This window comes from Glycomyces buryatensis (genome assembly GCF_004912275.1).
GTDB lineage: Bacteria > Actinomycetota > Actinomycetes > Mycobacteriales > Micromonosporaceae > Glycomyces > Glycomyces buryatensis.
Genome location: NZ_STGY01000056.1, coordinates 66153 through 92821, shown reverse-complemented (window position 1 = coordinate 92821; position 26669 = coordinate 66153). Strand labels below are relative to the sequence as shown.

Below are 26669 nucleotides of genomic sequence, written 5' to 3'. Positions count from 1 at the left end.
GGCCCGATCGTCATCCGCTCCACCGAAATGAGAAGGCCTGGTGCGCTGCCTGCATGGTCCACACCGGTCCAACCACAGATCCACCATATGAGCGTTGAAGGGGTTCCGCCTTGACCAGTCCTCCTCCCAATCCGATCGACCAGGCTGTCGAACACGATTTGAAGGAAACGATCGTGGCACTGCGCGAGCACACTCGCGCGGCCGATAGCAAGGCGCAATTGCTCGGCAGCGTCCTGATTCCCAGCATTGTCGGCGCAGTCGCCACCGGCGTGTTCGCCCACTTGCCAGCCATCGCCGCCATCACCGCCTGGCCAGCCGCTGGATTTTCATTGGCGGCTATCGCGATCCTCGGAGGCGTGGTCTGGCCCCAACCGCCGGGCCAACTCGGCATCGGAGACGTCGAAGCCACACTCACCACCGCCCGGCGCAAAGCCACCGCCCCCAAATGGCGGCTGACCGCACTCGCCGCTGAACACAACCATCTGGCGCGCATCGTCGCCGCCAAGTGGCGGCGCCTGAAATGGGCGCTCCGCATGACCGGTGGCGCGCTCGCACTCGGGACCGCCACCGTCATCCTCGCGGTCCTGAACTAAACCGCCCGCTCACATCAAGAAAAAAGAAAGTATGCACTGGAACTACGTCAACTTCCTCAACATCGACGAGTCACCGACCTCCTACGGGAGAACGACCGTTGCCACCCGCCACCCGCTCAACTCCGAGAACGCGATTGATTCGGTCGCCCACCTGATTCGCGACCAAAAACGCCTGGCCAACCTCTCCATCATGGGGATCTTCAAGCTCGAGTCCTGAGGCCACCTGCCCGAATACGACAACGGCCCGGCGCAGTACTTGGCGGTGCGCGCCGGGCCCGCTTCCCAACCATCTGCTGATCAGAAAGGCCCACACAGTATGACAGTGGCGACCACTGCTGCCCAAGAACAGCCCGAAGCGCGCGTCTTCGACCGGACCCCGCCCCACGATGTGATGGCCGAACGTTCGGTCCTGGGCGGCATGCTCATGAGCTCCGACGCCATCGCCGACGTCGTCGAGCTATTGCGCCCCGACGACTTCTACAAGCCCGCGCACACAGCCGTCTTCGAAGCGATCTGCTCGCAGTTCTCCCGCTCCGAGCCGGCCGACGCGGTCACCATCGCCGCCGCGCTCAACGACACCGGGCAACTGGTGAGGATCGGCGGCGGCCTCTACCTCCACGAGCTGCTCGAGTCCGTCCCGACGGCGGCGAACGCGGGATACTACGCGCGGATCGTGCGCGACAAGGCCATCCAGCGGCGAGTGATCGCCGCCGGCACCTACGTCTCCCAGATCGGCTACAACGACGGCGGCCGCGATCTCGACGAGCTCCTGGTCCTGGCTGAGAAGACGTTCCTGGACGCCGTCGACACCGAGACGACCGCCGGGCCGACCCCGTTGGCCGACTACCTGACCGGTGTGATCGACGGCCTCGAAGCCGACGAGACCGAGGTCGGGCTGTCTACCGGACTGGCCGACCTCGACAGATCCCTCGGCGGCATGCGTCCGGGCCAGTTGATCGTGATCGCCGCCCGGCCCGGAGGGGGCAAGAGCGTCTTCGGCGGCGACCTCGCCCGCCACGCCGCGCTCCATCTGAACGTGCCGACTTTGTTCTGCTCGTTGGAGATGAGCGGCGAAGAGCTCGCCGCGCGTCTGGTGTGCGCCGAAGTCGGCGGGAACCTCGCCTGGTTCACCGGCACCGCGCGCATCCCCGACGACCAGATCGCCCGCACCGTCTCTGGCGCGGCGAAGCTCGCCGACGCGCCGTTGTTCATCGACGCGGCCACCGACACCACCATCACCCGGCTGCGTTCGCGTGCACGGCGCTTGGACGCCCAGCATCGGGCCGTCGGCGGGCTCGGCCTGGTCGTCGTCGACTACCTGCAGCTGATGCCCTCAGGCAGTCGGGGCGATTCCCGCGAACGGGACATCGCCGAGATCAGCCGCGGCCTGAAACTACTGGCCAAGGATCTGGGCTGCCCGATCGTCGCCCTCGCCCAGCTCAACCGCAATGTCGAAGGGCGACAGGACAAACGCCCGATGCTCTCAGACCTGCGCGAGTCCGGCGCGATCGAACAGGACAGCGACGTCGTCCTCATGCTCCACCGCGAGGACTACTACACGCCTGACACACCCCGCAAGGGCGAGATCGACATCATCATCGCCAAACACCGCTCCGGACAGTGCGGCACCGTCACCGCCGCCGCCCAACTCCACAAAGCCCGCATCGTCTCCCTCGCCTGAATATCCAGGGACGGCCCATCGAAAGGAGTGACCCCACATGGCAAGCAGTTTCGAAGTCGACTTCTTCGAGGTCGAGCCGTACGACGACCCGTACGTCCGCACCCCCCTGGAATGGTGCCGCGCCAGCTTGCACTGGGAAGACTTGGGCTTGCTTACGTGGCTGCGCAGCCACCAGCCTGGCTTCCAGTTCACCGAATCCTTCATCGTCAACGCCTCACCCGCTGGGCGCGACAAGGTCCGCGTGATCCTCCGGCGACTAGAGAAAGCCGGGTACCTCAAGCGGTCCAAGATCCGAGACGCAGAAGGGAAGATTCGCGGCGCGAAACTAGCCCTCCGCGCCACTGCCGACCCGGTCGTGGCCGCACTCCGAGCAGCGAAGCGGGCCGAGCCATCGACGGAAAATCCGTCCTTGGGTGTTGAGCAGCGCGAACACCTCGGATTCGAGGCCCCGCAGGCACTTCCGACGGAAAATCCGTCCGAAGTTGCTGATCAGGGGAAACAGGGTGTATCCGCAGGTCGGGTACTTAAGACGGCTTTGCCAACGTTGGCTAATCCGCAACAAAGAAAGAACATATATAAAGAACCCCCTCCCCCTACCCCCTCCGGGCCGTCGGCGGCTTCAATCGCCGCAGTGGCCCGACCGGAGGAGGCGGAGGGAAACGACGAAATCCGAAAAGCGGCTGTCGCCCTCGTCGCCACCCTGCCCGGCAACCTCACTGGCGGTCAACGCCACCGCCTCACCGCTGCCGTCGCCGCTCGTTTGAACACGGGATGGTCTGCGGAGTCTTTGACGACGGAGCTGACCACCGACCTTGCCGAGGTCCGCAGCCACGCGGGACTTTACAAGCACCGCCTTGCTGAGCTGCCCGCCGATCCGCCTACCGAAGTGTCTGCGCCGCAACCGGATCTGCCGCCGCTGGGCGACGACGCCCACGACTTCGACCCGGACCCGGCCGACCCGGACACGTGCCTTCGGTGCCCTCGGCCCCGCGAGAACCGCATCCACCAGGCGGCCCCACGGGCCGTCTCCGCGCCCAACACCCCGATCCGGCAGCACGGGTCGGGGTACCGCGATCCGGGTGCGACACAGGCCCGCTCAGGCCGCCGCACCACCGCCGGTCCGGTCGAGGCCGGCCGGTTGCTGCACGGCCTGCTGCCGGCGGGGGCGAGATCCGATGCCGCCTAACGACACCGCGGTCAAGCCACCGGTGCCGTACTACGGCGGCAAGCAGCGCCTGGCCGAGCCGATCGTCGAACTGCTCTCCCGCGTCCCGCATCAGCACTACGTCGAGCCCTACGCCGGTTCACTCGCGGTCCTGTTGACGAAGCCGAAGGCGCGCATGGAAACCGTCAACGACCTCGACGGCGACCTGATGACGTTCTGGCGCATCGTGCGCGACCGCCCCGACGACTTCGAGCGGGCGGTCGCGCTCACCCCGCACTCGCGGGCCGAATACGCCGCCGCCTGCGCACCCGCCGGAGTCGACGCCTGCGAGGTCGAGGTCGCCCGGCGGGTGTGGGTCCGACTGACCCAGTCCCGCACCGGAACCCAGCGGGCCGTGGGATGGCGCCACCACCAAGACCCCAACGGCTCATCGATCGGTATGCCGGCCTACTTGGACGCCTACCGCTCCCGCATGCCCGCCGCAGCCGCCAGGCTCCGGGGCGTCTCCCTTGAAGCTCGGCCCGCGCTCGAGGTCATCGCCGCCTACGGCCGCCATTCGGGCGTGCTGCTGTACGTCGACCCGCCCTACCTCGGCTCGACCCGGGCCCGCAACTACCGGCACGAGATGCGTACCGAGACCGACCACCAGGCCCTCGCCGAAGCCCTGCACACCTGCCGCGCCGCCGTCGTCCTGTCGGGCTACGACTCCGAGCTGTACCGGGAGCTGTACCCCGGCTGGCACCGCGTCGCGATCGCCTCGGGGACCAGCCAGGGCGGCACCTGGCACGAGCGCACCGAGGTCATCTGGTCCAACCGCGACCTCACCGCCCAACCGACCCTGTTCGACCTGCAACCCAAGGACGCCGGCCGATGAGCTACCTCGCCAAATACGACGACCCGACCGGAGACCGGTTCGGGATCCCGACCTTCAACTACCGATTCGCGCCGAGCGGCCTGTGCACCCGCCGCCAGCTCGCGGCGAAGGGCCTGACCCCCGGCCGCCAGCCGATCGCCGCGCAGATCCTGTGGCGGCGTGGCAAACGAGTGGCCTACCTCTTCCGCGAGGACCTGGCCCGTCCGAAACGGCCCCCGACCGACGCGCAACTTGCCGCGCTCTCGAAGGCATGGGTGGCGAACTCGACGTGCCCGACCTGCGGCACCGAATACGGCCACTACATCCCACGCAGCCTCGGCGAATGCCTCAACTGCCACGAACGCACCGACACCGAAGGAGACCCGCTGTGACCACCGCAGGCTGCACCACCAAGGCCCGCCCTCCCGCGATCTGCATCGCCACCGACGAGTGCGCCGAACTGTTCGAGGGCGACCGCGAGACCAGTGAGGAGTTCGAACGCACCGTCGCCGACGCCTTGGCCCTGCTCAACCGCACCTGCAAGCACCCCACCAACGCTGAGGAGCGCTGACCGTGCCCCACATCGAGATCAACAACCGCCAGGTCACCATCGACCATGCCACCACTCTCACCATGGCTCCGAACTCGCAGGCCACCGTCGAAGGCGTCACGCTCCGCTGCGACAAGCACGGCATCGTCAACGTCGAGCACTGCGAGGGCGGCTCCTACTCGCTGCATCAGAAGATGGGCCACCTGCCCGCAGGCGTCTCCGTCACCGGCGTCGTCCACCGCCAGGCCCCGCGCCCGCCCAGCGGCACTCCGATTCCGCGCCAGCGAAAGGCCGGCCCCTACCCGCCCGCCGCAGCAACGCCCACCGACGCGGGGGTTCCAGACCTCGCCGACTTCCCGGCTATCGCTGCTCTGGATCCGGACCGGCTGCTGGAGATGATCGAGACCGTCTATGCCGCCCAGGTTGCCCTCGCCGACGGCCGCGCCGACGAGTCGGCCCGGATGGTCAACGAGATGGCCCACAGGCTCGGCATCGCCGCCGACATCAGTGAGCTGATCAAACGGTTCCCCGGCCTCGGAGGTAATCACCAGTGAGCACCGCAAGCCGAGACGCCGCTCAGGAGGTGCCGATCATCAGCACCACGTTCAGCAACATCAACCACTTCGGCGCCGTCAAGAACGGTGCGCTCCAACCGATCTGCGGCACCCGCGGCCAGCAATGGAAGCCGATGCCCACCCGCGCCTACGTCTACGGCAGCAAGACGTACCAGGTCAAGCCCGAGGTGTCGTGCTTTCGATGCCTGAAACTGCGAGGCAAATAGGACCCGCCGCTCGAATCGAAACGCATGCCGACCTCGCACACCCACGGCCCGGCCGAGCACGACCGCTCGGCCGGGCCGAACCGTATCCACCGCATCCAGAAAGGCTCTCTCATGGCGCTCAACAACTCCGAAGCGCGACTCGTCGACGACCTGGTCCGCATCATCGACCTAACCTCCCGAGTCTTGAACGCACCGCCCGGCAGCCACTACCAGTGGGACAAGTCCCGTCAGCTCGACGCCGACGTCAAAGGGTTGGCTGACCGGCTCGGCGGCGACCACTACAAGAAGCTCCCCGACCCCATCGACTCCGAGAAGGTAATTGCCGCCGTCGCCTCCGATTCCCAGCGCTACTCGATCGGAAGGGCCTTGTACGGCACCAACCGCTGATCTGTCTCTCACGATCACGACGACATCCAGAAGGAGCACCAATGGACCGCCGCAAACTGCGCTACCGACTCGAATGGTTTGCCCAGCAGGCCAAGGTCGTCGCCAAGTCCGTCTTGCAAGGGAACAACTCCTACGCCGCCGAAGAACGACCACGACTCGACCAGGCCCGAGCCGACGTCCTCGAAATCCTGCCCGCCCGCGACCACAAGGCCGCCATCGCGAACCTGGACGCCATCGTTGAATTCGCCGGCATCATCGAGCAGTACCGCTGGGACGCCTGGAACGCACGCAGGAACGCCGACAAGATGCGATACAAGGCTGAAGCCGACCTCCAGGAAACCGAGATCGAACGCCTGATCGTCGAAGTCTCCGGCCACATCGGCCACCAGTAAACCCTGTCACGGCACCCCAGCGCCGAATTCCCACACCAACATTCGACGGCCCGACCGAGTACAAAGCTCGGTCGGGCCGTTCCGTATCCCGCCACCAACCGAAAGGCACCCATGACCACCACCGTGCTCGGAGAGGGCTTCCTCGAAGTCGACCTCCCCGCCCGCCGCCGCGACCCCGACGCCTACCGCTGGGACGACATCGTCACCCTCTTCCACCGCGGCAACATCTATGGCGACGACGTCGAGTTCCCCGCCGACCTCGCCGGCCAACGAGGCACCCTCGTCGCCGTTGTCAACCGTGAACCGCGCAAGCAAAACGAAGTCGACCACGCTATCCGCCGAGGCGCCGGCACCCCGCCGCTCGGCAGCGAAGTCGTCCTCGGTACCGGCACCGTTCACTTCCGCAAGCGCACCATGAGCGGCCACGCCTCCGACTTGTACGAGAACAACGCCATCGGCATCAAACCCCGGCTCGACGGCGACGCCGTCCGCTCCCTGATGAGCCAATGGGCTAAACGAACATCACGTACAGGCTTCAACCTAGTCGGAAAACTCGAACTCCACCAGTAATCCGCCTCACGGGGTCGGGACGCATCGGCGTCCGGCCCCGCCGCTGTCCTCCGACCAGATAGGCCATCACATGGACCTGCGTGACCAGCTCTTCGACTACGCCGAGCTCGCCGAGAAAACCGTCGTCTCCGAGAACGAGGGCTACCGCGACGCCGCCGCGCTCAAGCGCGAATTCTCGGGCCTTCGCCAAGCCATCTCCGCAGCGGTCGACCGGTCGATCCGCGCCGAGGTCGAGGCCAAACTCGACCTCATCAAGGCCCTGGGTCGTACCTACGTCGAGGCCAACGAAGCCATGCGCCCACTGCCGCCGAGCAAGTGGGGCCAACTCGGTGAGACGGCTCGAACCGCAGAGCAGAACAAGCGTCGGATCCTCTACCAGCTCGTCGAACTCATCGAATGCTGACCTGCGTGTCTGCCGCCGCGACAAGTTCGCAGCGGCAGACATGCTTCACCCGAACCGAGAGGACCTGCATGCGTCTCGAAGACTTCCTTCCCAACGGGCAACGCGAACTCCTGCTCGAACTCGCCGAGGCCGACGACCGAGGCATCACCGTCGTCCACGACCGCAACGCCGACCGCCTGGTCAAGCGCGGGTACGCGACCCAATCCGGCTACACCTGCGCCATTACCGACGCCGGCTGGGCTTGGCTGCGCGAAGCGCTCGAAGACCGAGTCCCGGCCCAAGTGGCCACCGACTCGACCGAGCTGCGGCGATGGCGCGAGATCCGCGCCGCCTTCGCCGCCATCGGCATCACCCTCCCTGATATCGGCTAGCGCACTCCGCCACGCGCTCCTTGCCACGAAAAGAGCCCGGAAGCGACCCTTCCGGGCTCTTTCGTTTCCGAACCTGGCTACGCCCCAATACAATCCGGCCTACCGCCTCAAAAATAGGACCTGTAGACGGCGCCAGGAGCGCCGAACTCCATCTGGCCCTTGGTTGCGTCATGCATCGCGTGCCGGGCGCGGGAGAATCTAAATAGCGGCGTCCATGCAGGTCGGGCGTATCATGCCCCGCCACAGGTCCTCCGCAATCTCCCATTACTGCCTGTAGTCAGATCTGGGTTGACACTGGTCGGAACTGAACGAGCAAGGCGGACCACCGTGAGTCCCTCGTGGTACCAACTGTGGTGCGAATCGTCGCGACACGCCGACGTGGAACCACTCTTGTGCTGGAATGCGAAGGCTAAACGCGCAGCTAGGGACCGGGGTATCCCGCCTATGGCGCCTTTGCAAGGCGGAGGTTAGGGGTTCGATTCCCCTTGGCTCCACTATATGGCCTGGCCTTGAACTCAGGGCCATGTGAATATCGTTAGCGGCATCGGCCTTCGGGCTGGTGCCTGAACAGGCAAAACGCCCCCGGTTCCGATCAGATGATCGGAACCGGGGGCGTTTTGCCTGTTCACCACCACGGTGCGTCTGACGCGACGGCATCGGGATGGGACACGATCCCCCGCAATTCAACGAAAACATTGACATTTGCAACTATTCTGATGGATCATAGTTTCACTAGTTGATCCAACAAACATCTCATCCGGAAGTCCACTTCTGGCTGAGATGCACCTCGAGAGACGGTGGTCCAGTCGTCAGCCCTTCGCGACGGCCAGGTCCGCTGGAACACCGGCGTCGACAGGTTCTTCGAACGTCACTATCAACAGGGAAGACGAGGAAGGGAAATTGCTCGTGGGTTCAAGAAAGGGAAGGTTCAGGGCCGCGTTCGCCGCCGTGATCTTGGCGGTTGGCGTATCGGTCACCAGCATCTGGACGACCCAGGCGTCGGCCGACACCATGACGCAGCTGGACGCATCGCAGATCGCCGCCGACATGGGCGCCGGCTGGAATCTCGGCAACAGCCTGGAAGCCAACGCCAACGGGGTCCCGAGCGAAACCGCCTGGGGCAACCCGACCGTCACCCAGGCGCTGATCGACAGCGTGCAGGCGGCAGGGTTCGACACGATCCGGATCCCGGTGTCCTATTTGAATTCCATCGGGTCCGGACCGGACTACGCGATCGACGCCGCCTGGCTGAACCGAGTGCAGGAAGTCGTCGACTACGCCTACGACCGGGGCATGTATGTGGTGATCAACATGCACGGCGACGGCTACAAGACCGTCGACGGTTCCTGGCTGATCTGTGACGCGTCCGATCAGACGACGATCGTGGCCAAGTATCAGAGAGCATGGGAGCAGATCGCCACCAGGTTCCAGGATTACGACGAGCGCCTGATCCTGGAGTCCATGAACGAGGAGTTCGACGGGCAGTTCGGCGAGCCCACTCAGCCGTGCTATTCGAACATCAACAGCTACAACCAGATCTTCGTCGACACCGTGAGACAAGCCGGCGGGAACAACGGTTCGCGGTGGCTGCTCGTCCCCGGCTGGAACACGAACATCGACTACACCACGGGGGACTACGGCTTCGAGATTCCGACCGACGACCACCGATCCCCCGATATTCCCAGCGACGAGCAGCGGATCATGATCTCGGTGCACTACTACGCTCCGTGGGACTTCGCTGGGGAGGAGAACGGCACCATCACCCAATGGGGTCCGGGCGCGACCGATCCGTCGAAAACGTCCACCTGGGGGCAGGAGGACTACATGGACGCGCAGCTGAAGCTGACCTACGACGCCTTCGTTACCAAGGGGTACCCGGTCGTCGTCGGCGAGTACGGCTCGGTCGACAAGTCATCGAACGACTCGGCGAATAGTCAGTACCGTGCGGACTTCGCGCGCACCATGGTGGCCACCGCCAAGAAGTATGGGGCCTCCACCATCTACTGGGACAATGGCGTCAACGGTCAGTACGGGTTCGGGCTGTTCGACCGATCCTCCAATGCAGTGACCCAGTCCGGCATTGTCGATGCCATCATGAGCGGCCTCGGTGATGTATGACCCGGTCAACCTTCCGGTAGACCTGACCGCATAGGCATCGACCACTGCGGCCTTGGGAGGGGGCGGCACCGCGATGCGGTGCCGCCCCCTCCTTTGATTGCGGCGGATCACCATCGCGCCGAGGCCAGGAGATCAGGCGGGTCAGGTCACCAAACCCTGCCGGTAGGCGAACACCACGATCTGGACCCGGTCGCGGAGGCCGACCACCAGTCAGCAGACTGACCAACCTCCCTGGACATCACACCTAGCCGGTGGGGCCTTGGGTGATTCGGTCGATCGCCGCGGTCACGATCGTTCGGTCCTGCGGTTCGGTGTCGAGGGCCCGGTGGATGGTGAGGCCCTCGATGAGGGCGTCGAGCATGCGGGCCGTGGCCGGGTCGAAGTGGCGCTCCAGGGCGGTGCGGCTGCGGGCCATCCAGGCGTTCGTCAGCTCCCGGAACGCCGGTTCGCGGGCGGCGAGCGTATAGAGCTCGTGGGTGATCACGAGGTCGCGCCGGGAGTAGGAGTCGCCCGCGGCGATGAGGCTCACGAGCTCCAGTTTCGCCTGGTCCCGGTCCCGGACCTCCGCCATGCGCTGCTCGAAGTAGCCGGCCATCGCGGCGGAGAAGCGGCCGAAGGCCTCGCGGAGGAGTTCGTCCATGCCCGAGAAGTGGTAGGTCATCGACCCCAGCGGGACGTCGGCGGCGGCGGCCACCCGGCGGTGCGAGGTACCCGCGACCCCGGATTCGGCGATGACGTCCAGGCAGGCGGCGATGATCCGTTCGCGCCGCTCGGGGTCCTGGCGTCTGGTGCGCGGGCCCGGGTCAGTCACGATCGGACTCGAACTCGCGGACGACACGGGCCGGGTTGCCGACGGCTACGACGTTCGCGGGGATGTCGCGGGTGACGACGGCCCCCGCGCCGATCACCGAGTTCTCGCCGATCGTCACGCCGGGGCAGACAATGACGCCGCCGCCGATCCAGACGTTGTCGCGGATGGTGATGGGCTGGGCGGCTTCGAGCTTGTCGCGGCGCGGGCCCGGTTCGACCGGGTGGGTCGGCGTCAGCAGCTGTACGTTCGGGCCGATGAGGCAGTCGTCGCCGATCTCGATGGCGGCGACGTCGAGCGCGGTGAGGTTGTAGTTGACGAAGGACCGGGCGCCGATGGTGATGTGCGATCCGTAATCGACGAACAAGGGCGGCTTGACGAACGACCCCTCGCCGAGGCCGCCGAGCAGCTCCGCGAGGATCGCGCCGGCGCCGTCCTCGCCGGCGACGACGGCCCGGTGGTAGGCGTCGGTCAACTCCAGGGCGCGCTGGGCGGCAATCGCCAGGTCGGGGTCGTCGGCGATGTACAGGTCCCCGGCGAGCATCCGTTCGCGCATGGTGCGGTCGTCGCCCGCGAAGTAGTCCACCTCAGTCATGCGTACGATCGTACACGGATAATGTACGGTCGTACACATCCGGCGGGGCGGTCGGATTCGGCCGGTCAGCGCCAGCGGTAGCGGCGTTCGGGACGGCCTCTTCCGGCGTAGCGGAGGCCCACGTCGGCCTTGCCGGATTCGGTGAGGTGTTCGAGGTAGCGGCGGGCCGAGACGCGGGAGACGCCGATGCGTTCGGCGCATTCGGCGGCCGACAGCGTTCCGCTCGTCTCGCGCAGCGCGGTCTCGACCAGCCGCACCGTCTCTGCGCTGAGCCCCTTGGGCGGCAGGGCCGCCGCGGGTCCGGACGCGGGCGGGGAGAAGGCCCGGTCGACGTCGGCCTGGTCGTGCACCGCCGCGGCGGCCAGGCCCGCGCGCCGCGTCGCATACTGTTCCAGGCGTTCGCGGAAGTCGTTGAAGCCGAAGGGTTTCAGCAGGTAGGAGACGGCGCCGGAGCGGACGGCACCGCGCACCGCCTCGGCCTCGCGGGCGGCCGAGATGATCATGACGTCGCACTCGCGGCCCTCGGCGCGCAGCCGCGCCAGCACGTCGAGTCCGAATGCGTCGGGCAGGTACAGGTCGAGCAGTACCAGGTCGGGGCGGTGTCTCTCGACGGCTTCGAGGGCCTCGGCGCCGCTCGCGGCGGTGCCGACGACGCGGAAGCCGTCGACCTTGGCGACGAAGCCGGCGTGGATGTTCACCACCCGGAAGTCGTCGTCGACTACGAGCACGTCGATCATCGCACTCCTTTGTGGATGGTCAATTCTTCGGTGGGCGGACCGAACCCGGAGAGCGCCCCTGGGGCGAGGGGCAGCCGGGCTGAGAAGCGGGCGCCGTCGGCGGTGTTGGCCACCGTGACCTCGCCTCCGTGATGCTCGCACACGAGTTTCGTGAGCGCAAGACCGATGCCGCGCTCACCCGAAGCGGCCGCCTTGGTGGTGTAGCCGTGCGCGAAGACCTCCTGGGCGGTCTCCGGCGGGACCCCCGGACCCGAGTCGGTGACGGTGATGTCCACGCCCCCTTCGGTTTCGCGGATCTCCACCGACACCCAGGCGTCGTCTCCCCCGGCGGCGGCGTCGAAGGCGTTGTCGACCAGGTTGCCCACGACCGTGCCGACGTCGGCCGAATCGGTCGCCTCCAACGGTCCGAGCGCCGAACCGGGAGCGACCTCGAGCCGGACCTGCCGCTCGGCGGCCTGGGCGGACTTGGCGGCCAGCAGCGCCGCGACGGCCTTGTCGCGGATCGGGCCGTCGATCGAAACGTCCAGCCCGCGACGTTGCCGGCCCAGGGCCTCGACGTACGCGACGACCTCGTCGTGCTCGCCGATCTGGATGAGCCCGGAGATGGTGTGGAGCTTGTTGTCGAACTCGTGGGCCTGGGCGCGCAGGGCCTCGGCCGTGGAGCGGAAGGCGCCGAGGTCGCGTTCGAGCTGCGCCAGTTCGGTGCGATCGCGCAGCGTCGCGACCGAGCCGAGGTCGCGCCCGTCCTTCTCGACGCTCATTCGGTTCACCACCAGGACCCGGCCCGCCTGCACCACGACCTGGTCGGCGCCGGTGACGACACCGGTGAGGACATCGCGCAGCCGCCCGGACAGATCGAGGGAGTCCAGCGACCGGCCGACCGAGTCGGCGGGCAGGTCGAGCAGCCGCCGCCCCACGTCATTGACGAGCGTGATCTGCTCCGCGGAATCCAGAGCGACCACGCCCTCGGCGATCCCGTAGAGCATCGCCTCGCGGTGCTCGGCCAGCCCGGCGATCTCCCGCGGCTCCATCCCGAAGGTCGCGCGCTTGATGCGGCGGGCCAGCAGCCACGAGCCGCCCAAGCCGAGGACGCTCGCGACGCCGAGATACAGCAGCAGGTTGGGGCTGGCATCGACCAGGCGCTCGCCGACGGTCTGCGAATCCTGGCCGACCATGACGACCCCGAGGACCTCGCCGAGATTGCCGCCCCCGGTGCCGCCCGCGCCCCCGGCGCCCATGACCGGGACCTGCGCGACCAGCTCCCGGCCGCGGCCGACGTCCAGCTCGCCGCGCCAGCCCCGCCCGTCGAACACGCCGGGATCCCCAGTCGGCAGCTCGGTGCCGACCAGCAGCGGATTGGTCGAGACCAGCACGGTCCCGTCCGCATCCGCGATGGTCACCGACGCGACCTGGGAATGCGTGAGGGTGCTCTGCACCAGCGGCGCCAGCGTCTGCGACGGGGCCGGCTCGATGATCCGGGCGCGCACCAGGTCGTCCGAGGCGAGCCGCTCGGCGAGCTGGGTGACGCGGCGGCCCTGCTCGGCATTGAACGTCGCCTCCGACTGCGCCAGCGACAGGGCGGCGACGACGGCGAGCACGCAGAGGACGACCGTCAGCTGGAAGACGAGCAGCTGTCCGGCCAAGGTCGGGCGGGCGGGGATCGGGAGCTTGAACACAAAGAACTCAATGATCGTTACGGACACAATGCTGACGCCGGGCGGGCGCAGGGGTGACCATCGTCTCTCGAGCACCCCCGAAATGAAAGAGCAACCACCATGAAATTTTCCAGGAGGGCCGTCCTCAGCGTCGCGGCGGCAGCCGGGGCAGCAGCGACGGCCAGCGCATGCGGACTGACCGCCGACGATGGCTCCGGATCCGGCGGGCCCCTCACCGGCCTGAGGATCATGGTGCCGAACAGCCCCGGCGGCGGCTACGACACCACCGCCCGCTCGATCGCCCGCGTCATGGAGGACGAGGGCATCGCGAAGGCCATCGAGGTGTTCAACCTCGAAGGGGCCGGCGGCACGGTGGGTCTGCAGCGGACGGTGAGCGAGTCCGGCAACGGCGACCTCGCCATGCAGATGGGTCTGGGCGTCGTCGGCGCCTCCTATACGCAGGCGTCGGAGGCGCGGCTGACCGACACGACCGCGATCGCGAAGCTGGTGGAGGAGTCGGGCGCGATCGTGGTGCCCACGGCCTCCCCGTTCGAGACCATCGACGACCTGGTCGCGGCCTGGGCCGAGGATCTGGACGGTGTCACGGTCGGCGGCGGTTCCTCCCCCGGCGGCCCGGACCACCTGCTGCCGATGCAGCTGGCGGGTGCGGTGGGGATCGACCCGACGAAGGTCAACTACGTGTCCTATGACGGCGGCGGCGAGCTGCTGCCGGCGCTGCTGGGCGACAAGGTCTCGTTCGGCGCCAGCGGCGTCGGGGAGTTCATCGACCAGATCAACGCGGGGCAGCTGCGGGTGCTGGCCGTTTCGGGTGCGGAGCGGGTCGACCTGGTCCCCGACGCCCCCACGTTGGTCGAGTCCGGGATCGAACTGGAGTTCACGAACTGGCGCGGCTGGGTGGCGCCTCCGGGGATCGAGGACGCCGACCGCCAGAAGTGGATCGACGCGCTCACCGACATGCACGAGTCGGACGCCTGGCAGGAGGAGCTGGAGAAGCAGGGCTGGACCGACGCGTTCATCACCGGCGACGACTTCGGCGACTTCCTGACCGAGCAGGACCAGATGGTCGCGGACGTGCTGGCGGAACTGGGCCTGGCATGACGATGCCGGACGAAACCGCGGTGCGTCTCTCCGAGGAGGAGGGGCGCACCCCGCCGCGCGGGAGGGACCTGGCCCAGTTGTGGGTGTGCGGTTTCCTGGTGCTGCTGGGGATCCTGGCGATCATCGACGCTTCGAGGCTCGGCGGTTTCTCGGCGTCGAACGACCCGATCGGGCCGAAGCCGGTGCCGATCATCCTGGGGATCCTGCTGTTCGTCGTCGCGGGGTGCTACGCGCTCGACGTGCTGCGCGGGGGGCGCGGCGAGGCCGAGAACGGCGAGGACGACGGGAACTTCGACTGGCGGACGGTCGGCCTGCTGTGCGCGGTGTTCATCGCGAACGCGGTGCTCATCGACTGGCTCGGCTGGGTCATCTCGGGTGCGCTGCTGTTCTGGGGCGCGGCGATCGTGCTGGGCTCGCGCCGTTACCTCCTGACGGCGGTCGCGGCGGTCGTGCTGTCGCTGGCCACGTTCTACGGCTTCGCCATCGGCTTGGGCGTCGGCCTGCCCGCCGGTGTGCTGCAAGGGATTCTGTGATGGACAACTTCAATGCCCTGATGGACGGGTTCGCCGCGATCCTGACCCCGGGCAACCTGCTGATCGCGCTCATCGGCGTCACGATCGGCACCGCCGTCGGGGTCCTGCCCGGACTGGGGACGGCGATGGCGGTGGCGCTGCTGCTGCCGATCACGTACGGCATGGAGCCGACGCAGGCGTTCATCATGTTCGGCGGGATCTTCTACGGCGGCATGTACGGCGGCTCGACCACGTCGATCCTGCTGAACACGCCGGGCCAGTCCTCCTCGGTGGTCACGGTCCTCGAGGGCTTCAAGATGGCCAAGGCCGGACGCGGCGGGCAGGCGCTGGCGACGGCCGCCATCGGCTCGTTCGTGGCCGGGCTCATCGCGACGACCGCGCTGGTGTTGGTCACGCCGATCACGGTGCAGTTCGCGATCACGTTGGGCGCGCCGGACTATTTCGCGATCATGGTGCTGGCCTTGGTCGCGACCTCGTCGGTGCTCGGGGCTTCGCGCATCCGCGGGTTCGCTTCGCTGCTGGTCGGGCTCATCATCGGGACCATCGGGATCGACGCGGTGACCGGGCAGCAGCGGCTGACGTACGGCGTCGCCGAGCTCGCCAGCGGGGTCGACGTCATCATCGTGGCCGTCGGTGTCTTCGCCGTCGGTGAGGCGCTGTGGACGGCGGCGCGGCTCAAGGTCGCCGGCGACGATGTCATCCCGGTGGGCCGGGTGTGGATGGGCCGGTCGGACTGGAAGCGGTCGTGGGGGCCGTGGCTGCGCGGTTCGGCGCTGGGGTTCCCGTTCGGGGCGGTGCCGGCCGGCGGTGCCGAGCTGCCGACCTTCCTGTCGTACATCACCGAGAGGCGACTCTCGAAGCACAAGAAGGAGTTCGGTCATGGAGCGATCGAGGGAGTGGCAGGACCGGAGGCGGCGAACAACGCCTCGGCGGCGGGAACGATGGTGCCGATGCTCGCTTTGGGCCTGCCGGTCAATGCGACTGCCGCGGTGATGTTGGCGGCGTTCCAGAACTACGGCATCCAGCCGGGCCCGCTCCTGTTCGAGAAGGAGTCGGCGCTGGTGTGGACGATGATCGCGAGCCTGTTCGTGGGCAACGTGATGCTGCTGGTGCTGAATCTGCCGCTGATTCCGCTGTGGGTGAAGCTGCTGCGCATCCCGAAGCCGTACCTGTACGCGGGGATCTTGTTCTTCGCGTCGATGGGCGCCTATGCGGTCAATGCCCAGCCGTTCGACCTGTTCCTGCTGTTGACGCTCGGGTTGGTCGGCCTGGCCATGCGGCGGTTCGGGCTGCCGGTGCTGCCGTTGATCGTCGGTCTGATCCTGGGGCCGATGGCGGAGCGGCAGGCGCGCATGGCGTTGCAGCTGTCCGGCGGCGACCTGGGCGGCCTCGTCGGCGGCCCGGTGTCGTGGACGGTTTACGGGATCATCGCCCTGATCGCCTTGTGGCCCTTGGTGACGCTGACTCGGCGTCGCCTGGCGCGGAAGCGGGAGGCCGAGCCGGTCTCGGTCTGAGGTACTTGTGCGGGGAGCGACGCGGACCGGCCTATTCGGGCCGGTCCGCGTCGGCGTTCAACGCAGGAGTCGTTTCTGGAGCAGTTCGGCCGGGCCGGTCTCGAAGCGCCGCAGCCACAGGCGCGAGCCGATGAGCAGGACGGCGGAGATGGCGAGCCACAGGCCGACGACGAACAGCGGGCTGGTGCCGAATCTCGCCGCGAGGCCGAGGCCCCAGCCGTAGCAGACCGCCGAGGCGAGTAGGTTCTGCAGGATGTAGCCGCTGAGTGCGCTGCGGCCCAATGACTCCAGGGACTTCATGAGCGGGCCGCGACGGACGCGCTCGACCGCGAATCCGATCAGGCCGATGTATCCCAGCATGACGATCGGCGCGGCCACATAGCGTTCGATGAAGAACAGCTGGTCGGGTCCGGCCATGATCGCCAGGTTGAGCGGGATCCCGGTGCCGAGGCCCCACCACAGGAGCCTGCGTCGGATGAGCCGCGCGCGGTCGTCGGCTCCGAAGGCGCTGGCCCGGAGCAGCCTGACGCCCAGCATGAACAGGAACACCAGCAGCGGGAACGTCACGACCGGCTCGATGCGGAAGGCCAGGGCATTGTCGAGCCGGAACTGGACCTGCTCCCACCACGAGCCGGAGGCGTAGAGCGCCTGGACCTCGGGGTCGGGCTGCGGGTCGATCGCCGAGCCGCCGAACATCGCCGTCGTGATCAGCGCGATGAGGGCCAGGTGCACGCCGAGCGCGGCCCACATGACCGCGTGCTGCGCCCGCCGGGAGCGGGTGAGCAGCCAGGCCACGACGATCGCGGTGACCGCGTAGCCCATGAGGACGTCCCAGGCGAAGATCAGTGTGAAGTGGATCGTGCCCTCGATGAACAGGAACGCCGCCCGCCAGTGGTAGCGGCCGGGCCAGCGGCGTCCGTGTTTCTCGGACGACCTGAATTGAATGGCGAGGCCGACGCCGAACAGGACGGTCAGCATCGACAGGAACTTGCCGTTGGTGAGCAGTTCGAAGACGCCGCCGAGGAGGCTGTCGTCGGTGGCGGCGTAGCCGATCAGGGGACCGGCCTCGCCATGAACTGAGGCGAAGATCCAGATATTGGTGCCGAGCGTCCCGAGGATGGCGATGCCGCGCAGGACATCGAGCAGCGGCAGTCGCTGCGGGCGAGACGGCTGATCGGTCACGGCCTGGGCCGCGGCGGTGGCCCTTGAGGAGTTGGTGTCCATACTCTGAGTCTGTGCCGGTGCGGGCCGTGATGAATCCTGCTGCGGGACGGAGTTTGCCCCGGTCCTGGCCTACCTGCGGCGCAAAGGAAACCGAACCGAAGGTGGGAGGCCGGGACCCTGAGCCTGCGACGAAAGTCGGAGCCGCCGCGCCTGGTTTTCGCGGCGGCTCCTGGCTTAGACCGACCGCGAATCAGCCGGTTGCGGTGCGGGGCGGGGGCGCCGCTTCGGGCGCCGGTCGAGCCACCACTGGGCGATCATGAGGTTCACGATCCAGCTCATCCAGATCGATGCGACCGCCGCGTCTTGGATGAGCGGGTCCATGTCGCCGCCGTAGTAGCTGTCCTGGAACGGCATGAGGATCAGCATGAAGACGACGACCCACAGGCGATTAACCACGATGGACCAGCACAGCGCGAAGCTGCGGATCATCCAGCGGCGGTGCTCCTGGTAGCGGTGGCGCCGGGCGGCGACGATCCCGGCGAAGGTGGTGCCGAACCACAAGAGCGCCAGGAACATGTTCCCGATCTTGCCCGCCGGACCGATCACCGAGATGACGCCGACGACCAGGGCGAACAGCCCCGAGGGGACCACCCCTGCGAACACGTAGACGCGGCCGGTGATCCGGTGGACCTTCGGGTGGTTGAGTCGCAGCCACGGCCACACCTGCATCGAGCAGGCGAGGATCGCGATGGAGCCGAACAGAATGTGCCCGCTGAGCAGCAGGTAGTGGGTCTCGGGAAAGGCCTCCTGGAGGTCGACGAGGGAGTCGCCGGTGTCGAAGGTCAGGTACGAGGGCAGCCGGGCCGCCACGAAGAAGACCGCGAGCACGAACAGCGGGACGATCCAGGGGCGGCGGTACCACTTCGGCTTCGCGGGAACGGGAGTGCGGACGGGAGGGACGGGATCCGATGCGAGGGTCGGGGAGGTCAAGGGGGTCTCCGATCATTCCGGCAACATTTCGCGTACGACATACGCTTATTAGCGTATAACATACGCATCATGTCGCGCCAGGAGTAAGCTCCAGGCGGAGACGGCGGCCGGACCGGCCGCGAACGGAAAGGGTGTGCATGGGACAGGACGCCTACCGAATGCTGTGGGGGCCCGGCGAACGACCGACGCGGGGGCGGCCCGCCACCCTCAGCCGCGGCCGCATCGTCGCCGAGGCCGTCGCCATCGCCGACGCCGAAGGCCTGGAGAAGGTCTCGATGAAACGGATCGCGGAACAGCTCGGCAGCGGCGTCATGTCCCTGTACCGCCACGTCCCGGGCAAGGACGAGCTCATCGCGCTCATGATCGACACCGCCATCGGCACGCCACCCCAGCTCCCGATCGAGGACGGCTGGCGGACGGCGCTGGCCGAGTGGGCCCGCGCCACCCGCGACTTCTTCGTGGCGCACCGCTGGGCGCTGCCGCTGGCGACCCTCTCCCGGGTCATCGGACCGAACGAGACCCTTTGGCTGGACCGGGGATTGAGCGCGCTCGCGGGCGAGCCGCTGAGCGGGGAGGAGCGGATGTTCACCGTCATGGCCGTCAACGGCTACGTGCGCGGCGCGGTGCAGCCCGAGCTGAACGGGGCCGACGACTCGCCGGAGTGGTTCCGGTTCGCGGCCGATCCGGCCGGGCGCGAACGGTTCCCGAACGCGACCGCGCTGCTAGCGGACGGCAGCCTGTCCGCCCGTACGCCCCAGCGGTACTTCGAATTCGGCCTCGAACGCGTCCTCGACGGACTGGAGCGCTACATCGAGGAGCAGCGCAAGCCGGACGCGTAGCGCAGCGCAAAGCCGGCTCGTGGGGCTGTACTTTGCGGGCGGGGCATCGACTCAGCCTGACTTAGATCTGATCTTAGTAAGATAGAATCTTACTAAGATCAGATCTAAGTCAGGAAATTATATGACCGATAGTCCGTTTATTGGGCGTGAGCGTTATCTGAAGGCGCTGCGAGACCGGACCGCGATGATCGAGAGCGACGGGCGCGGAGCGGCCGTCGCTCTACGAGGACGTCGCCAGGTGGGCAAGTCGCGCCTGGTACAGCGATTCTGCGAGCAGGCCGCTCTGCCCTATGTCTATTTTCAGGCCGATCGGGGTATGTCGCCCGTCGAATCGATGGCGCGGTTCGTCAGGGTGCTGCGCGAATCGGATCTCCCCGCCGCGTCCGAGATCCCCGAAGATCCGGTGTGGACTTGGCGAACCGCGCTGCAAGCGCTGAAGACGGCACTGCCTCAGAACGGTCCCTCCGTGGTAGTGCTCGATGAGCTGCCCTGGCTCCTCGAACAGGACAAGACCCTTGAGGGGATCCTCCAGACCGAATGGGACCGCGAGCTCAGTCGCCTCCCGGTGCTGCTCATCCTTATCGGCAGTGACATGCGGATGATGGAGTCCTTCTCCGGATACGACAGTCCGTTCTATGGCAGGGCCGATCCGATGCTGGTCGACCCGCTGGACCCGCGAAACGTTGCACAGATGACCGGTCTCGGCGGCGCGAACGCGCTCGACGCGCATTTGATCACTGGTGGGTTCCCCGGATTGTGCAGGGCCTGGCCCGACGGCATGACGCCGGCGGACTTCATTCGACACTCCTGCGAGAACGCGTACAGTCCGTTGTTCACCCTGGGCGAGACCATGCTCGCTTCCGAGTTCCCCGCGCCTGACCAGCACCGCCGAGTGCTCACCGCGATCGGCAGTGGTGAGCGGACCTTCGCGAACATCGCACGTGCGGCCGGATCCGGTCCGGGGGCACCGGTCCAGTCCGGCTCGCTTGGCCCGATCCTGCGAACACTGGAGCAGAAGCAGGTGGTGGCGGCCGATCAGCCGCTGTCGGTGGTTGCGGGCAATGGCGGAAAGTTGTATCGAGTGAGCGATACCTACCTCCGCCTCCACCTCTCGGTGTTGGCGAACGCCAATGAGGACATAAAACGCGGCCGTCCCGAGCTGGCGGTGGCGAAAATCCAGCGGCAGTGGACGAGCTGGCGCGGGCGCGCGATCGAGCCGGTCATCCGCGAAGCACTGTATCGATCCGTGGTCGAGGTTGATTTCCCCTGGCCGGAGGCTGAAGCGGTCGGTGGCTGGTGGCCCCGGAGCTTCGACCCCGAAATCGACCTGGTCGGAGCGGATCGAGGGCCGGTCGCCAAACACCTCCTGTACACCGGTTCGATCAAATGGCTCAGCACACCCTTCGACGGGCACGACTTCGCAAGTCTGGTCCGTGGATCGACGAAGGTCCCAGGAGTCGATCCGGAGCGGACCGGCCTGGTCGTCGTCAGTCTCTCCGGCACCACCGACGAAGTCGAAGCCGACCTCGTCTGGGGAGCTGGTGAAGTGCTCGCTGCCTGGGATTCCTGACAGCGGAATTCCGGACGCATAGCGCGGGGGCCGCCCCGAAGGACGGCCCCCGCATTTCAGGAGAGGACGAGGACTATGCGACCGGTTGGAGCTCGGGCTCACCGGACTTGTTCCGGGCGTTGGCATCGCGTACCGACGCGGCCTCCGATTCGGCCGCGGACTTCGCATCGGCGGCGTCCTTCGAGGCGAACGCGGTGGGCTCGTCGTCGAGGGGGCGCGGCGCGGTGTCGTAGACCGCGTGGTCGAGCAGGCCCTCGGACCTGGAGACCAGGACGGGGACGACCATCTGGCCGGCCACGTTGGTGGCGGTGCGGATCATGTCCATGATCGGGTCGATCGCCAGCAGCAGGCCGACGCCTTCGAGCGGCAGGCCGAGCGTGGAGAGCGTGAGGGTCAGCATGACCGTCGCGCCGGTGAGCCCGGCGGTCGCGGCCGAGCCGATGACCGAGACGAACACGATCAGCAGGTAGTCCTGGATGCCCAGGTCGATCCCGTAGACCTGCGCGACGAAGATCGCGGCGATGGCCGGGTAGACCGAGGCGCAACCATCCATTTTGGTGGTGGCGCCGAAGGGCGAGGCGAACGAGGCGTAGTCGCGGTTGACGCCGAGGCGCTCGACCACGATGCGCTGGGCGAGCGGCATGGTGCCGACCGAGGAGCGCGAGACGAACGCGAACTGGATTGCCGGCCAGGCCTTGCGGAAGAACTGGAGCGGCGAGACCTTCGCGACCAGGCGCAGCAGGATCGGGTAGACCACGAGCATGACCAGCAGCGAGCCGACGTAGATGTCGATGCTGAACACGGCCAGCGGCTCGAGCAGGTCCCAGCCGTAGGAGTAGATCGACTTGCCGATGAGGCCGGCGGTGCCGATGGGGGCCAGGCGGATGACCCACCACAGGGCCTTCTGCGTCAGGTCGAGGAACGACTGGTTGAACTTGAGGAAAGGCTCGGCCTTGGGGCCGATCTTCGCGGCGGCGGCGCCCACCAGAATCGCGATGAAGACGATCTGGAGGACGTTGACGTTCAGGAACGCGTCGGCGATATTGGTCGGGATGATCCCGGTCAGGAAGTCGGTCCACGACCCGGTGGTCTCGGGGCGCGCGGCCTCGGCGCTGAGCTGGACGCCCTCGCCGGGATTGGTGACCAGGCCGATGGTGAGCCCGATGCCGACGGCGATCAGGGCGGTGACGGCGAACCAGACCAGGGTCTTGGCGACGAGACGGCCGGCATTGGCGAGGTTGCGCAGGTTCGCGATCGAGGCGACGATCGCGGTGAAGACCAGGAACGGGACGACCAGGAACAGCAGCTGCACGAACAGGGTGCCGACCTGTTCGAGCGTGGTGCCGAGCCAGGCGACGGACCATTGGCGGGCGACGTAGCCGAGCACGAGACCGGCGACGAGACCGATGATGAGCTGGGCCGCGAACGGCAGGCGCCGTTTGCGTCTGGTTTTCGCTTCAGGAGCGGACATGGAGAGACCTCCGGAATTTCGGGCAGGCGGCAGCGGACTGGGCTGCGGTGCCAGGGTGAAGGAAAGAAGGTGCCGGAGCGGGCGGGATCCAGCGAGGAGAAGCGGTGCGTCGGCGTGCCCCCGCCGGTGAGGTGTTCGGGAGAGCTAACGACACAGGACGGTCGACACGCGGCAGAAGTCGAGGTGACGCCTGCGTGTCAGATGCTGGTTCGTAACTGTGTAGCTCATCGCCTGGTAACGGTAATACCGATCGGAATCGATGCGCAAGCATCGGTGAGCGATCGCATACGTGGGAATAACCCCGAGCGGATAGATTCGACCCCATGTCCGAGCCGCCGCGCCCGCCAGTGGGTCACGTCCTGCGGGCCACGCCCGTCTCCGCGCTCGTCGCCGTCTCGGCCGGCGGGGCCATCGGGGCGCTCGGCCGGTACGGCCTGACCCGCGCGTTCCCCTCTGATCCCAGCGAGTTCGATCTCGCGACGTTCACCGCGAATGCGGCGGGGGGCCTGCTCATCGGCGTGCTCATGGTCGTCGTCACCGAGGTCGCCCCCGGGGGCCGCCTGGTCCGGCCCTTCCTCGGCGTCGGGGTGCTCGGCGGCTTCACCACCTTCTCCACTTACATCGTCGACATCGGCCGCGCCGCGAACGCCGGCGACACCGCCCTCGCGGTCGCCTACGCGTTCGCCACCATGGCCGTGGCACTGCTGACCGCCGCCGCGGGCATGTACGGGACCCGCAGGGTTCTATTGCGTAGCAACCGGGGCGAGGGGGCCCGGTGACCCTGCTGCTCGTCGCGGCCGGCGCCGCATTCGGCGCGCCCGCTCGCTTCCTGACCGACCTGATCGTCGCCCATTACGCCGGGCGGCGCCTGCCGTGGGGCACGTTCGTGGTGAATGTCGTCGGCTCCGGGTTGGCCGTGTTCCTAGCGGTCGCGGTGGCGAGCCCGGGATGGTCGGCGCTGCTCGTGGTCGGTTTCTGCGGTGCGCTGACGACGTATTCGACGTTGTCGTACGAGACGCTTCGACTGGTCGAGGACGGCCGTTGGTACCACGCGCTGGGGAATGTGGCCGCGAACCTGGCGGGGGGCCTGATCGCCGGGTTGGCGGGATTCGCCTTGGCGCATTTGATCACCGGCTGAATCGGTGCGGGCGCTGGGCCGACACGCATTGCTGCTCGGGGGCTAAATCCGGGGTTCGGGGCCCTTGGTGGCCGACGATCGGGGTCCTGCCGTCCACCTTGAGAGGAACCCCTATGCCGGGCCGCTCACTCCCGCTCGCCGCCGTAATGGCGATCCCGCTCATGTTCGCCGCTCCACCGGCGTCGGCCGCCGGGGGTGATGGGGCCGAAGCGGTTTGGCTGGTCGAGCTCGAACCGGGGGTCGGTTCCTCCGCGTTGGAGGCGGTCGGGCACGACCTCGACTTCGAGGTCCGCCACGATTTCGAACGCATCTGGAACGGCGTGTCCGTCTCCGCCGACGCCGCCACCGCGCGCCGGCTCGAAGACCTCGCGCCGGTCGAGCGGGTGTGGACCGACGTCGCGCTCTCCTCCCCCTCCTCCCCCACTCGCCCCACCGAGAACGGGAACGCCGAACAGGCCGAGACCGCCGAGCCCGTTCCCGAACTCGCCCAAGCCATCCAGACCACCCGCGCCGATACCGCCCACGACCGTGGCATCACCGGCACGGGCATCCGAGTCGGCGTCATCGACACCGGGATCGACTACACCCACCCCGACCTGGGCGGCTGCTTCGGCGACGGCTGCCGGGTCGCCACCGGCACCGACTTCGTCGGCGACGACTACGACTCCGACGATCCCGAACTCGCCGAACCGAAACCCGACACCGACCCCGCCGACTGCGCCGGACACGGCACCCACGTCGCCGGGATCGTCGGCGCCGACGGCCAGGTCACCGGCGTCGCGCCGGACGTCAGCTTCGGCGCCTACAAGGTCTTCGGCTGCGAGGGCGCCACCAGCGCCGAGGTCATCATGCAGGCCCTCGAAACCGCCCTAGACGACGGCATGGACGTCGTCAACCTCTCGCTCGGCCAGTCCTTCCAGTGGCCCGGATACCCGACCTCCGAGGCCGCCGACGCGCTCGTCGCCGAGGGCGTCACCGTCGTCGCCTCGATGGGCAACGACGGCCAGTCCGGGATCTACTCCGGCTCGGCCCCGGGCGTCGCCTCCGACGTCATCGGGGTCGCCTCCACCGACAATCCGGCCCAGCGCATGGACGCCGCCCACGTCGAGGCCCTGGACCGCAAGATCGGCTACAACCTCATCGACTACGCGGCCGAACCCGAGCCGGGTTCCGTCACCGACCCCCTCGCCTGGCTCGGCCGCGCCTGCGAGGGCGACGAATCCGCGAGCGACGTCAGCGGCAAGACCGCCCTGATCGTGCGCGGCGAGTGCACCTTCAACGAGAAGTACGCCCGCGCCGTGAAAGAGGGCGCCACCGCCGTCGTCATCCACAACAATCGCTCGGGTCCCTACGGGGGCACCGGGGCCGAGGACCTGGACGTGCCGCTGGTCGCGATCACCGAATCCGACGGCGAAGACCTGCGCGACGCGGTCGAGGCCGGCCAGGAGCCGACCCTGGAGTTCTCCGGCGGCACCGTCATGGTCGACCTGCCGCGCGGCGGCTTCGCCTCCGACTTCACCGCCTTCGGGCCCGCCCCGGACCTGTCGTTCAAGCCCGACCTGGCCGCGCCCGGCGGCGGCATCTGGTCGACCGTTCCCGTCGCCGACGGCTCCTACGACTCGATGTCCGGAACATCGATGTCGTCGCCGCACGTCGCCGGGGCCGCCGCGCTGCTGCTCCAGGACCGGCCCGATCTCGAACCGGGCGAGGTCCGCACCCGACTGGCGAACACCGCCCGCCCGGCCCTGTGGGCCGAGGACCCGGAGCAGCAACTCATCGAGGCGACCCACCGGCAGGGGACCGGCGTGGTCGACGTCGTCAGCGCCCTGGACGCGGCGGGTTCCATGTCTCCCACCGGGATCAGCGTCGGCGACGGCACCGGCCCGCGCACCTTCGAGGTCACGCTCGCCTCCGATTCGCGCCGGACGCAGGCCTATCGGCTCTCGCACCAGAACGCGGTCTCGACCACCGGGGACATTCGCGACACCGGTTTCGAGGCGGGAGCGTCGAAGGCGACGTTCGAACCCAAGACCGTCACGCTGTATCCCGGTCAGCGGACCACGGTGGAGGTCACCGTGACCCCGGACGCCGAACTGCCCGACGGCAGCGTCTTCGGCGGCCGGATCGTCGCCCGCCCCGAGGGCCGCGGCGAGAACCTGGCGGCCGCCTACGCCGGCTACATGGGCGACTACCTGGACATCGAGGTTCTCGCGCACCCCGACTACCCGCGCCTGGCCGTGCCGATCGGCGAGGACGAGATCACTGGCGAGATCGACTACCGCGACCTCGAACCCGACGAGAAATTCTCGATCGCGGACGGGCCGGTGCCGACGGCACTGGTCTATTTGGAGCGTCAGGTCGCGGCGATGGAGGTCGACCTCGAGAACACCGAGACGGGCGAGGTCGTCTCCTGGGGGAGCGAGGAGTTCGTGGAGCGCTCGCCCGGACCGGACGACGCTGCCGCCATCGACCTGGCCCAGTTCATCGAGGACGACCCGGACGCGCTCGCACCCGGCAAGTGGCGCACCCAGGTCCGCGTCCTCAAGGCCCTCGGCGATTCGGAGAACCCGGACCACTGGGAGCACTGGCGCTCACCGGAATTCACGCTCACCGAATAGGTCCATTACTCGGATCTCCGGATTGGCAGGGGATAAGACGCGTCAGGGGGCGGA

At 67.7% G+C, this 26669-nt stretch carries 31 protein-coding genes; 23 read left to right on the top strand and 8 right to left on the bottom strand.

Going from position 1 to position 26669, the window contains the following annotated elements; translation table 11 throughout:
• Positions 1-110: 110 nt before the first annotated feature.
• From FAB82_RS14975 to FAB82_RS14910, 14 genes are all read left to right on the top strand, one after another.
• On the top strand, positions 111-593 hold the full coding sequence (locus FAB82_RS14975; RefSeq protein ID WP_484103622.1) for a Pycsar system effector family protein: 483 nt from the start codon (positions 111-113) through the stop codon (positions 591-593).
• Positions 594-624: 31 nt separating this feature from the next.
• On the top strand, positions 625-810 hold the full coding sequence (locus tag FAB82_RS14970; protein WP_136535341.1) for a hypothetical protein: 186 nt from the start codon (positions 625-627) through the stop codon (positions 808-810).
• Positions 811-909: 99 nt separating this feature from the next.
• The gene (dnaB, locus tag FAB82_RS14965; RefSeq protein WP_136535340.1) at positions 910-2274 is read left to right on the top strand and encodes a replicative DNA helicase; all 1365 of its coding nucleotides are present in this window, start codon (positions 910-912) and stop codon (positions 2272-2274) included.
• Positions 2275-2311: 37 nt separating this feature from the next.
• Positions 2312-3460 carry a hypothetical protein gene (locus tag FAB82_RS14960; RefSeq protein ID WP_136535339.1) on the top strand — a complete coding sequence of 383 codons (1149 nt, stop codon included), beginning with the start codon at positions 2312-2314 and terminating at the stop codon, positions 3458-3460.
• Positions 3450-4313, top strand: coding sequence for a DNA adenine methylase (locus FAB82_RS14955; protein ID WP_136535338.1), 864 nt, complete (start codon positions 3450-3452; stop codon positions 4311-4313). Before FAB82_RS14960 ends, FAB82_RS14955 begins: the two co-directional genes overlap by 11 nt.
• Positions 4310-4684 carry an RRQRL motif-containing zinc-binding protein gene (locus FAB82_RS14950; protein WP_136535337.1) on the top strand — a complete coding sequence of 125 codons (375 nt, stop codon included), beginning with the start codon at positions 4310-4312 and terminating at the stop codon, positions 4682-4684. The genes FAB82_RS14955 and FAB82_RS14950 overlap by 4 nt, the downstream gene beginning before the upstream one ends.
• Entirely contained in the window at positions 4681-4863 is a 183-nt protein-coding gene (locus FAB82_RS14945; protein WP_136535336.1) for a hypothetical protein, read from the top strand. Before FAB82_RS14950 ends, FAB82_RS14945 begins: the two co-directional genes overlap by 4 nt.
• Before the next feature lie 2 nt (positions 4864-4865).
• Positions 4866-5396: a tellurite resistance TerB family protein gene (locus FAB82_RS14940; protein ID WP_136535335.1), complete on the top strand. Its 531-nt coding sequence runs from the start codon at positions 4866-4868 to the stop codon at positions 5394-5396.
• Positions 5393-5623 carry a hypothetical protein gene (locus tag FAB82_RS14935; protein ID WP_136535334.1) on the top strand — a complete coding sequence of 77 codons (231 nt, stop codon included), beginning with the start codon at positions 5393-5395 and terminating at the stop codon, positions 5621-5623. Before FAB82_RS14940 ends, FAB82_RS14935 begins: the two co-directional genes overlap by 4 nt.
• 24 nt (positions 5624-5647) lie before the next feature.
• Positions 5648-6010, top strand: a complete 363-nt coding sequence (locus FAB82_RS14930) for a hypothetical protein (protein ID WP_136535333.1) — start codon at positions 5648-5650, stop codon at positions 6008-6010.
• A gap of 41 nt (positions 6011-6051) precedes the next feature.
• The gene (locus FAB82_RS14925) at positions 6052-6402 is read left to right on the top strand and encodes a hypothetical protein (RefSeq protein ID WP_136535332.1); all 351 of its coding nucleotides are present in this window, start codon (positions 6052-6054) and stop codon (positions 6400-6402) included.
• Positions 6403-6513: 111 nt separating this feature from the next.
• Positions 6514-6972 carry a hypothetical protein gene (locus tag FAB82_RS14920; protein WP_136535331.1) on the top strand — a complete coding sequence of 153 codons (459 nt, stop codon included), beginning with the start codon at positions 6514-6516 and terminating at the stop codon, positions 6970-6972.
• A 70-nt stretch (positions 6973-7042) separates the two neighbouring features.
• Positions 7043-7375 (top strand): hypothetical protein, encoded by a 333-nt coding sequence (locus FAB82_RS14915; protein ID WP_136535330.1) that lies wholly within the window; start codon positions 7043-7045, stop codon positions 7373-7375.
• Between the two features lie 68 nt (positions 7376-7443).
• Positions 7444-7746, top strand: a complete 303-nt coding sequence (locus tag FAB82_RS14910; protein ID WP_136535329.1) for a hypothetical protein — start codon at positions 7444-7446, stop codon at positions 7744-7746.
• 809 nt (positions 7747-8555) lie between these two features.
• Here the strand turns inward: FAB82_RS14910 and FAB82_RS27545 are convergent.
• Positions 8556-8759, bottom strand: a complete 204-nt coding sequence (locus tag FAB82_RS27545; RefSeq protein ID WP_136535328.1) for a hypothetical protein — start codon at positions 8757-8759, stop codon at positions 8556-8558.
• Here FAB82_RS27545 and FAB82_RS14900 point away from each other — a divergent pair.
• Positions 8758-9864: a glycoside hydrolase family 5 protein gene (locus FAB82_RS14900; RefSeq protein WP_136535327.1), complete on the top strand. Its 1107-nt coding sequence runs from the start codon at positions 8758-8760 to the stop codon at positions 9862-9864. The genes FAB82_RS27545 and FAB82_RS14900 overlap by 2 nt on opposite strands.
• 244 nt (positions 9865-10108) lie before the next feature.
• Here the strand turns inward: FAB82_RS14900 and FAB82_RS14895 are convergent, their stop codons facing one another.
• From FAB82_RS14895 to FAB82_RS14880, 4 genes are all read right to left on the bottom strand, one after another.
• Complete coding sequence (locus FAB82_RS14895) at positions 10109-10675, bottom strand: TetR/AcrR family transcriptional regulator (protein ID WP_136535326.1); 567 nt, start codon at positions 10673-10675, stop codon at positions 10109-10111.
• Positions 10668-11267: a sugar O-acetyltransferase gene (locus tag FAB82_RS14890; protein ID WP_136535325.1), complete on the bottom strand. Its 600-nt coding sequence runs from the start codon at positions 11265-11267 to the stop codon at positions 10668-10670. Before FAB82_RS14890 ends, FAB82_RS14895 begins: the two co-directional genes overlap by 8 nt.
• A gap of 65 nt (positions 11268-11332) precedes the next feature.
• Entirely contained in the window at positions 11333-12004 is a 672-nt protein-coding gene (locus FAB82_RS14885; RefSeq protein ID WP_136535324.1) for a response regulator, read from the bottom strand.
• The gene (locus tag FAB82_RS14880; RefSeq protein WP_211116611.1) at positions 12001-13680 is read right to left on the bottom strand and encodes a sensor histidine kinase; all 1680 of its coding nucleotides are present in this window, start codon (positions 13678-13680) and stop codon (positions 12001-12003) included. Before FAB82_RS14880 ends, FAB82_RS14885 begins: the two co-directional genes overlap by 4 nt.
• Before the next feature lie 99 nt (positions 13681-13779).
• On the opposite strand from FAB82_RS14880, the gene FAB82_RS14875 reads away from it, so the two are divergent.
• From FAB82_RS14875 to FAB82_RS14865, 3 genes are read left to right on the top strand one after another with little or no spacing between them, the layout of a single operon-like run.
• Positions 13780-14778: a Bug family tripartite tricarboxylate transporter substrate binding protein gene (locus FAB82_RS14875; RefSeq protein ID WP_136535323.1), complete on the top strand. Its 999-nt coding sequence runs from the start codon at positions 13780-13782 to the stop codon at positions 14776-14778.
• Positions 14775-15311: a tripartite tricarboxylate transporter TctB family protein gene (locus FAB82_RS14870; protein WP_136535322.1), complete on the top strand. Its 537-nt coding sequence runs from the start codon at positions 14775-14777 to the stop codon at positions 15309-15311. Before FAB82_RS14875 ends, FAB82_RS14870 begins: the two co-directional genes overlap by 4 nt.
• Positions 15311-16825: a tripartite tricarboxylate transporter permease gene (locus tag FAB82_RS14865; protein ID WP_136535321.1), complete on the top strand. Its 1515-nt coding sequence runs from the start codon at positions 15311-15313 to the stop codon at positions 16823-16825. Before FAB82_RS14870 ends, FAB82_RS14865 begins: the two co-directional genes overlap by 1 nt.
• A 57-nt stretch (positions 16826-16882) precedes the next feature.
• On the opposite strand, the gene FAB82_RS14860 is transcribed toward FAB82_RS14865, so the two are convergent.
• The gene (locus FAB82_RS14860; protein WP_136535320.1) at positions 16883-18049 is read right to left on the bottom strand and encodes a DUF418 domain-containing protein; all 1167 of its coding nucleotides are present in this window, start codon (positions 18047-18049) and stop codon (positions 16883-16885) included.
• A gap of 174 nt (positions 18050-18223) precedes the next feature.
• A complete protein-coding gene (locus tag FAB82_RS14855) occupies positions 18224-18979 on the bottom strand; it encodes a DUF2306 domain-containing protein (RefSeq protein ID WP_136535319.1) in 756 nt (251 codons plus the stop codon).
• Between the two features lie 137 nt (positions 18980-19116).
• On the opposite strand from FAB82_RS14855, the gene FAB82_RS14850 reads away from it, so the two are divergent.
• Together FAB82_RS14850 and FAB82_RS14845 are read left to right on the top strand one after the other, a co-directional pair.
• Positions 19117-19818, top strand: a complete 702-nt coding sequence (locus FAB82_RS14850) for a TetR/AcrR family transcriptional regulator (RefSeq protein ID WP_136535318.1) — start codon at positions 19117-19119, stop codon at positions 19816-19818.
• 316 nt (positions 19819-20134) lie between these two features.
• Positions 20135-21388, top strand: coding sequence for a DUF234 domain-containing protein (locus FAB82_RS14845; protein WP_211116610.1), 1254 nt, complete (start codon positions 20135-20137; stop codon positions 21386-21388).
• A 73-nt stretch (positions 21389-21461) separates the two neighbouring features.
• Here the strand turns inward: FAB82_RS14845 and FAB82_RS14840 are convergent, their stop codons facing one another.
• Positions 21462-22859, bottom strand: a complete 1398-nt coding sequence (locus FAB82_RS14840) for a dicarboxylate/amino acid:cation symporter (protein ID WP_136535316.1) — start codon at positions 22857-22859, stop codon at positions 21462-21464.
• A 323-nt stretch (positions 22860-23182) separates the two neighbouring features.
• Here FAB82_RS14840 and FAB82_RS14835 point away from each other — a divergent pair, with 323 nt between their 5' ends.
• The 3 genes from FAB82_RS14835 (at position 23183) to FAB82_RS28400 (ending at position 26615) form a co-directional block, all read left to right on the top strand.
• Positions 23183-23638 (top strand): fluoride efflux transporter FluC, encoded by a 456-nt coding sequence (locus FAB82_RS14835; RefSeq protein WP_136535315.1) that lies wholly within the window; start codon positions 23183-23185, stop codon positions 23636-23638.
• Positions 23635-23997 (top strand): fluoride efflux transporter CrcB, encoded by a 363-nt coding sequence (gene crcB, locus FAB82_RS14830; protein ID WP_136535314.1) that lies wholly within the window; start codon positions 23635-23637, stop codon positions 23995-23997. Before FAB82_RS14835 ends, crcB begins: the two co-directional genes overlap by 4 nt.
• Positions 23998-24110: 113 nt before the next feature.
• Positions 24111-26615, top strand: coding sequence for a S8 family serine peptidase (locus FAB82_RS28400; RefSeq protein ID WP_136535313.1), 2505 nt, complete (start codon positions 24111-24113; stop codon positions 26613-26615).
• Positions 26616-26669 lie beyond the last annotated feature (54 nt).